Here is a 2627-nt window from a genome sequence, read left to right as displayed (position 1 = left end):
GGCGGGTCAGGCTGCGGCGAAGGCGGCCCGGCGGCGGGCGTCGACCTCGGCGGCCAGCTCCGGGGCACGCTCCAGCGCTTCCGGGAAGCCGCAGGCGGCCAGCCAGTTCGCCAGCATGAGGTGACCGCCCTCGGTCAGCACCGACTCCGGGTGGAACTGCACGCCCTCGATGGGCAGCGTCCGGTGCCGCATCGCCATCACCACGCCGGAGCCGGTCCGGCCGGTGACCTCCAGCTCGTCCGGCAGCGTCTCGGGCAGTACGGCGAGCGAGTGGTAACGGGTGGCGGTGAACGGGTCGGGCAGGCCGGCGAGCACGCCCACGCCGTCGTGGCGTACCTCGGAGGTCTTGCCGTGCAGCAGTTCCGGCGCGCGTGCCACTGTGGCGCCGAACGCCTCGCCGATCGCCTGGTGACCGAGGCAGACGCCGAAGATCGGGAGCTTGCCGGCGTACTCGCGGATGACGTCCAGGCAGATGCCGGCCCGGTCCGGGCTGCCCGGACCGGGCGACAGCAGGATGCCACCGGCGCCCGCCCGGCCCACCTCGGCGACGTCGATCTCGTCGTTGCGCCGTACGTCGCAGTCGGCCCCGAGCTGGCCGAGGTACTGCACGAGGTTGAAGACGAACGAGTCGTAGTTGTCGATCACCAGGACACGCATCGGGGTCACCTGTTCGGGGTGGGGGGCGGGGCGTTGTTCGTCTCGGTGCTGTACGGCAGCTCCTCGTCGCCGGGCAGCCCGGTCGGCTCGGTGAGCCCGCCGTCACCCGGTACGCCGGAGTCCTGGGTGACCTGCACGTCGTCGAAGGGCAGCAGCGGCTCGGCCCACGGGAACACCACGAACCAGAGCAGCGCGACGGTGGCGGTGGCCAGCAGCAGCGAGCCGATCAGCTTTCCGGGCAGCCCGAAGGGAAGTTTCCGCCAGATCCAGGAGTACACGGCTCACGTCTCCAGTTCGGCCGGGCGGCCCGCCGACTTGGCCTGGACGGTGTCCAACCGGGCGTGGATGATCAGCCGCTGGTAGTTGTCGAACTTCGGGTTGCAGGTGGTGAGCGTGAGCAGCTTCTCGGTGGGCTTCTGGCCCGGCTTGCCCGGCACCGGTGCGACCACCTCCACCTGGGACGGCTTGACGATGCGCTGCTCGTACACGCGGTAGACGAGCCAGTCGGTGCGGGTCTCGACCACTATGGCGTCGCCGGTCTTCAGCTCGTCCAGCCGCCAGAACGTGGAGCGGATCCGGTGGCCCGCCACGGCGAAGTTGCCCACCTCGCCGGGCATGGCGCTGTCCGGGTAGCGGCCCGGGGCGTACCGGATGTCGTTGGGGGTGACCCCCTCGACCACCACCCAGTGCTTGTCGAACTTGGGGATGTAGAGGCCGGCGACCGGCTTCCCGTTGGCCGGCGGCTTCGGCTTCACGGTCGGCCCGGTGGTCGGGGCGACCGTCGGGTCCGCGCCCCACTCCTGGGCGAGCTGGCTGTTCAGGTCGCTCTGGTGGGCGTCGACGATGACCGCCTTGCCCCAGATCTCGTAGCCGGCGAAGAGGAGCACCACCAGGCCGAAGGTGATGAGCAGTTCGCCGGCGCCGCGTACGACGGTGCGCAGCCGGGAGCCGGCGCTGGGGCGGGTCAGCTCGGAGTAGACGCTCCGGTAGCCCTCGCCGGTCTGCTCGGGCCGCAACTGCACCACCCGCTCGCCGCGCCGGGGGCGGGGCGGCTCGGCCGACGGCTCGTCGCCGCTGTCCGCCGCGTCCGGCGCCGGAGGCACCGCGCCCATCAGCCCGGTGGCGTCCATCCGGGGGTCGGCGGGCGGCCGGGTGACGGCGGGCAGCACCGCCGTCGCTGCCGGGTCGGCCGGCGGGGTCCGGTCCGCGTCGGCCGGGCCGCCGAACCGGGGTACGCCGGGCGCGCCGGCCGCCTGCCGTCCCTCGCCTCCCGGCGTACGTCCTCCGTTCTCCCACGGCTGCGGGCCGGTGTGCGGCGGCTGGGCCCCGCGCACACCGCGTTCAGGCGGGAGCGCGCCGCCGGCCGGGCGGGCGGGATTCTGGTGCGCCGCCGGTCCGTACGCGCCCGGCCGCGCCTGGCGCTCGTCCCGCACAGGTGGGGCATCGCCGGGTCGCGCCCGGTGCTCATCGGCCGGAGGCGGGACATCGCCGGGTCGTGCCCGGCGCTCTCCGGCCGGAGGCGGGACGTCGCCCGGTCGTGCCGGGCGTTCACCGGTGCGGGGCGGCACGTCGACCGGCGTGGCGGGACGCATCCCGGGCCCGCGCTGGGGCGCGGCCGTGTGCTGCGGTGGACCGCCCGGCTGGCCGGTGCCGGGTCCGGCCGGCCCGGCGAAACGCGCCGGGCCGGACCCGCCCGCGCCCGGACTGCCGGGCGACCGGGGCGCCGACTCGGGGATCCCGTCATCGGAAGGCTGGAACCCGGACTCGGGAACTCTGCCACCGGAGGGCTGGAACCCGGATTCGGGAATCCCGCCGGCGGAGGGGCGGAACCGCCTGTCGGCCTCGACGTGGTGCGGGCCGGCCGGCGGATGGGCCTGGTTGCCCGGCCAGGGCGGCGGAGCGGACCGTGGCGGGCCGGGCGGTGGTGGGGCGGTCGACGGCGGGGCGGTCCGTGGCGGGGCGCTCCGTGG

At 75.1% G+C, this 2627-nt stretch carries 3 protein-coding genes; all 3 read right to left on the bottom strand.

Features of this window, described 5'->3' with window-relative positions; genetic code table 11:
* Positions 1 to 6 precede the first annotated feature (6 nt).
* The 3 genes from BAW75_RS07585 to BAW75_RS07575 are packed head-to-tail and all read right to left on the bottom strand — an operon-like array spanning position 7 to position 2090.
* On the bottom strand, positions 7 to 657 hold the full coding sequence (locus BAW75_RS07585; protein ID WP_064448127.1) for an aminodeoxychorismate/anthranilate synthase component II: 651 nt from the start codon (positions 655 to 657) through the stop codon (positions 7 to 9).
* 5 nt (positions 658 to 662) lie between these two features.
* Entirely contained in the window at positions 663 to 935 is a 273-nt protein-coding gene (locus BAW75_RS07580) for a hypothetical protein (RefSeq protein ID WP_030500496.1), read from the bottom strand.
* Between the two features lie 3 nt (positions 936 to 938).
* Complete coding sequence (locus BAW75_RS07575) at positions 939 to 2090, bottom strand: class E sortase (RefSeq protein WP_409073106.1); 1152 nt, start codon at positions 2088 to 2090, stop codon at positions 939 to 941.
* Between the last annotated feature and the right edge of the window lie 537 nt (positions 2091 to 2627).

The organism is Micromonospora chalcea (genome assembly GCF_002926165.1).
In the GTDB taxonomy this organism is placed as follows: domain Bacteria; phylum Actinomycetota; class Actinomycetes; order Mycobacteriales; family Micromonosporaceae; genus Micromonospora; species Micromonospora chalcea.
Note: the sequence above shows the minus strand (reverse complement) of the source record. Positions and strands in the feature narration are given on the sequence as shown.

Coding starts and splice junctions, on each gene's coding strand:
- BAW75_RS07585 (WP_064448127.1), bottom strand. CDS start 657: ATGCGTGTCCTGGTGATCGACAACTACGACTCGTTCGTCTTCAACCTC.